Source organism: Pseudoalteromonas sp. S327 (assembly GCF_005886415.1).
GTDB classification, from domain to species: domain Bacteria; phylum Pseudomonadota; class Gammaproteobacteria; order Enterobacterales; family Alteromonadaceae; genus Pseudoalteromonas; species Pseudoalteromonas atlantica.
In genome coordinates this window covers 1-2539 of the sequence record NZ_PNDP01000075.1, presented here as the reverse complement: position 1 = coordinate 2539, position 2539 = coordinate 1, and the positions used below count along the sequence as shown (strand labels likewise).

The 2539-nt window shown below is 42.3% G+C and carries 3 protein-coding genes; 1 reads left to right on the top strand and 2 read right to left on the bottom strand.

Features of this window, described 5'->3' with window-relative positions; translation table 11 throughout:
- Positions 1–265: 265 nt before the first annotated feature.
- Together CWB60_RS19065 and CWB60_RS19060 are read right to left on the bottom strand one after the other, a co-directional pair.
- Positions 266–898: an esterase/lipase family protein gene (locus tag CWB60_RS19065; RefSeq protein ID WP_138579700.1), complete on the bottom strand. Its 633-nt coding sequence runs from the start codon at positions 896–898 to the stop codon at positions 266–268.
- A gap of 35 nt (positions 899–933) precedes the next feature.
- The gene (locus CWB60_RS19060; RefSeq protein WP_138579701.1) at positions 934–1884 is read right to left on the bottom strand and encodes an SDR family oxidoreductase; all 951 of its coding nucleotides are present in this window, start codon (positions 1882–1884) and stop codon (positions 934–936) included.
- 209 nt (positions 1885–2093) lie between these two features.
- Here CWB60_RS19060 and CWB60_RS19055 point away from each other — a divergent pair, with 209 nt between their 5' ends.
- Entirely contained in the window at positions 2094–2456 is a 363-nt protein-coding gene (locus tag CWB60_RS19055) for an AraC family transcriptional regulator (protein ID WP_249318444.1), read from the top strand.
- Positions 2457–2539 lie beyond the last annotated feature (83 nt).

Sequence of the window (2539 nt, the reverse complement as noted above, 5' to 3'; positions counted from 1 at the left end):
CCCATAAATAGGCGATAACGCTGCATAAATGCCAAACATGCGCTGCTCTTTGGGTTCTGCCTAGGGGCGATAAACTCTTTGTTGCCTACATGGATGTAGGTAAGGGGCGTGAGCAGGACGCGGAAGCTTTACTTGGTTTTTACTTATTCTTACAGGGATGTAAGTCATAAGAATAACGCAGGAGCAGTTATCGAGCCCACTAGGTTACAAACCTCGCGCCGCGATTTAATCGCCCCTAGATTGAACAAATTTCAATCCGCAAAAATCAACACGCCCTCAGTTTGGTTGATTCTACAGACACCAAGCCATCGTTTTTACCTTTAAAATAATGCTGTGTCAGGGTGGATGCTTTAGCACCGGCTATTACGCCTAAATCAATGTCCAGCTCATTTATGGTGTTGCCCAAACTCTTACTGCCTGTAATTAAAGATTGGCTTACACCGCCGGCTATATGCATTAACCATGAACCATTTAAATGATTAGCTAATTCGCTGCCTTTGTTAGGCGTGCCAATTAACACGACATTTCCAAGTGTATTACCATTAAATACCCGAGGGTTATTTTGCAAGTAGGCTCTAATAACTAAGCCACCTAGGGAGTGCCCTACAAAATGTACTTTACTCGCGTTAGCAATACAGGCATTAATTTGTGTGGTTGTTTGCGTAAACACAGCCTCAACACTTTGCCCTAAAGAGGCGTAATTTAGGCTGCATACCTTATAATGTGCACGTTTAAGCTGCTGGGCAAAATATCGCATTGCCCAATCGCTTCTGCCTAACCCATGGGCAAGTACTACCAGCTCATCATTAGGTTTATACTGCACAGGGAGGTTATTGGTACTTTTAAAACCGGTTAGGAAAAGTAAAAATATTAGGCCGATTACTAATGGTTTTTTCATTACTTTTACACCCTACACACGTTCGCTATTAGCAATTATATTGTCCATTTAAAAGCAGTGTGCTGCTCAGTAACCGCCCATAATTTGCTTAGCACAGGCTGATCTAAAGCAAACGGCTCAAGTTTGCATGTTCCTACGGGGCCACTCCAATTCCATCTTCCTGATGGGCCATAATACGCACGTTGTTTTAGGTTATGCTCGGTGGCACACATAACCTCAGGGTATGCACCTTGCTCTGCCGATTGCGCTAAGCCCATTTTTACTATTAGTGACCAGGTAAATCGGGTTGCAAAGTTAACATTATCGCCAATAAGAGAGGTATTAGCTGCACCTGGGTGACACACAAACACCTGCACATTTTTATTGGCGGCGGCTATTTTATTTTGCAGCTCATAAGCAAACATCATTTGTGCAAGTTTACTGTGGCAGTAGGTCTTATTTGGGTGGTAGTTTTTATTCCAATTCATGTCATCAAATTGAATCGTTTTAAGCCCCATTTTGTAGCCTTCACTGGCCACTACGACAATACGCCCGCTAGATTGCTCTATTTTATTAAATAGCAAACCACACAGTAAAAAGTGCCCATAGTGGTTAACCCCTAACTGACTTTCAAAGCCGTCTTTAGTAAATTGCTGAGTCGCGACCTGCGCAATAGCGCCGTTACAAATAAGTGCATCTATGTGTGGCACAGCTTGTAATACCTCGTTGGCTGCATGGCGTACTGATGCAAGCTCTGCTAGGTCCATTTTTATAAAGCTCACATCGGTACTATTGCCAAACTCCTGTTTTAACTTAGCAATAGCTTCATCTGATTTTAAAGGGTTACGATTGAGCATAACTACTTTTGCGCCTTTAGCGAGTAATAGTCGGGTTGCTTCAAAGCCTGCGCCTGTATTTGCTCCCGTTATTAGATAGCATTTACCAACTAAAGAACTGAGTTGGTCGGGAGTCCAGCCAGAAGGGCCAAATGGGTTAGTTGCGCTCATTAGTTAAATTCCTATCAATAGTTAAGTATAAATATGCAGTACAGGGCTATGCATATTGCTCTAAAGTGCTTGTTAGGTAATATAACTCTCGCCACCAGGTGTAACTAGGCGATATCCTCTTTAAAATATGCCTATTTGTATCGCTGCATTGAGAATGTGTATTTACGGTGCTAGATTGGATTTATTCTATATTTAAAAGGTATGGGTGAATGAGCAAACACCACATTAAGCAACTTATACAAAATAGCCTGTCTTTTAACGATGTAAACAACGATGAAAATTATACCCAAGGGCTAATAGAAACGGGTATTAAAGGTGTTCAGTTGTTTAAAGTAACGCATGCTATGCGCTGTGCACCTGCGGTATACGAGCCGTGTATTGTTGCTATAGTCAGTGGCGCTAAAGAAGCCATACTCGATGGTAAGCATTTTATATACGATGAAAATAATTATATGTGCTGCCCTATGTCTATGCCGGTAGAAGCGGGTACACCCACGGCTTCACCTGAGACCCCCTTGCTAGGCGTTGGTATGACTCCCACTGTCAAGTTAAACGCACTGATCCCTGCCTAACTTTTTAAGCCATAATTACTTTAGCTCGAATTAGAGCGAGTTAATACATAGGATGAAGCACGTAATGTCGTCTGTTAGGTTGC

Excerpts from the sequence above, each read along its gene's own strand:
- CWB60_RS19065 (WP_138579700.1), bottom strand. The coding sequence starts at position 898 with ATGAAAAAACCATTAGTAATCGGCCTAATATTTTTACTTTTCCTAACC.
- CWB60_RS19060 (WP_138579701.1), bottom strand. The coding sequence starts at position 1,884 with ATGAGCGCAACTAACCCATTTGGCCCTTCTGGCTGGACTCCCGACCAA.
- CWB60_RS19055 (WP_249318444.1), top strand. The coding sequence starts at position 2,094 with ATGAGCAAACACCACATTAAGCAACTTATACAAAATAGCCTGTCTTTT.